Here is a 1,597-nt window from a genome sequence, read left to right as displayed (position 1 = left end):
CGCGAGAAGATCCCCGGCCTGGGTGAGGTCCCGCTGCATCCGGGTGCCTTGCGCCCAGCCGAGCAGCCCATGCGCTTCGCCGCAGTCCGAACCGCCGGGCAGCAGCAGCATGGCCGACGCCGTCGCCGGTTCACCGCGAACGCCGATGGTGGCATAGCGCACCTGCGACAAGGTGACGTCGCACCGCGGCCGTCCGATGTAGCCGGCGCGGTCGCCCAGCCCGGCTTCGATGGCGTCCCGCCGGTAGGTCGCCAGCGTCGCCATCTCCAGCACCACCCCGCGCGCCGGAGCGACGGCCGCCGGTCGGACAGCCTCCTCCGCCGTTACCGCCCCCGCCGCGCCGACGGCGGACAGGAGACACAGCAACCACAGCCCGGCGCGCGCACCCTTCGTCGGCGCGCGCATCAGCGGGTCGTCGCGCCGGCGACAAGACCGGCCGGTCCCGACTGACGCCATGCCCTGCCGTCGGCCGGCGCCAGATCACGGTGGAGTGCCGCCGCGATCTCCGCTGCGCGAACCGGCAGAACCGACAGCAGTGTGTCGCTCAGCCCATGGGTCTCCTCGCAGAAGCCCTGAATGAAGACCGGTGCCGTCAGTTTGGTATCGGCGCGGACGCGATAGTCGCGGTCCACCCGCAGGTCGCCCAGCAGGTCGCCCAGCGGCTCCAGCAGGCGACGGTGGGAGTTGCGCTCGTAGCCGGTCGCAAGAACCAGCGCGTCGTAACGGATGTCCTCAAGGGCGCCGTTGGACAGGTCGCGCAGGGTCAGCGTGATGCCGGCCTCGTCGGACACCACCGCCTCGATCTCCCGCCGGCAAAGGAAGCCGTGGCGCGGCACGCCGGAGACCTTCTGGCGGTAGAGAATGCCGTAGATGCGGTCGATCAGCTCGGCATCGACCACGGAATAGTTGGTGTTGTGATAGTCGCGGATCAGCCGCACCCGCTCCTCCTCCGGCAGGCCGAACATAACGTCGGTATAGGCCGGCGCGAAGATCTCGTTGACGAAGGGGGTGTCGTCGGCCGGCCGCAGGACGGCGGAGCGCAGGATCATGTCGGCCCGCACCGACGGGAAGCTGTCGTTGAGATCGATGAAGGCCTCGGCCGCGCTCTGCCCGCCGCCGATCAGGGCGATGCGCATCGGTGTCCCGGCGGCACAGGGCTGGGCGGCGATGCGCTGCACATAGTCGGAATGGTGGAAGACGCGGGGATCGTCCTTCAGCTTGGCGAACAGGGCGGGGATGCGCGGCGTTCCGCCGGTGCCCACCACCAGCGACCGGGTCCGGCGCACCCGTTCGATGCCGTCCGGCCCGCGGGTCACGACATCCAGCATGCCGATCGTACCGGAACGGTCGGCCACCGGCTCGACACGCAGAACCTCGGTGCCGTAGCGGCAGAGAGTGGAGAAATGGGACGCCACCCAACGGAGATAGTCGTTGAACTCCATCCGGCAGGGATAGAAGGTGCCGATGTTGATGAAGTCGATCAGCCGGCCCTTGCGGTGCAGATAATTCACGAAGCTGTAGGGGCTTTGCGGATTGCGCAGGGTCACCAGATCCTTCAGGAAGGAAATCTGCAGGTCGCTCTGCGCACCAGGGGCCG

General features: G+C 68.8%; 2 protein-coding genes. Both read right to left on the bottom strand.

Features of this window, described 5'->3' with window-relative positions; genetic code table 11:
- On the bottom strand, nt 1-405 hold a 405-nt coding region (locus tag I71_RS21555; protein WP_042697956.1), incomplete at its 3' end, for a hypothetical protein.
- On the bottom strand, nt 405-1,597 hold a 1,193-nt coding region (locus I71_RS21550; protein WP_042697954.1), incomplete at its 5' end, for a SidA/IucD/PvdA family monooxygenase. The genes I71_RS21555 and I71_RS21550, both read right to left, overlap by 1 nt.

It is taken from the genome of Azospirillum sp. B506 (genome assembly GCF_000333595.1).
Lineage (GTDB): Bacteria > Pseudomonadota > Alphaproteobacteria > Azospirillales > Azospirillaceae > Azospirillum.
Note: the sequence above shows the minus strand (reverse complement) of the source record. Positions and strands in the feature narration are given on the sequence as shown.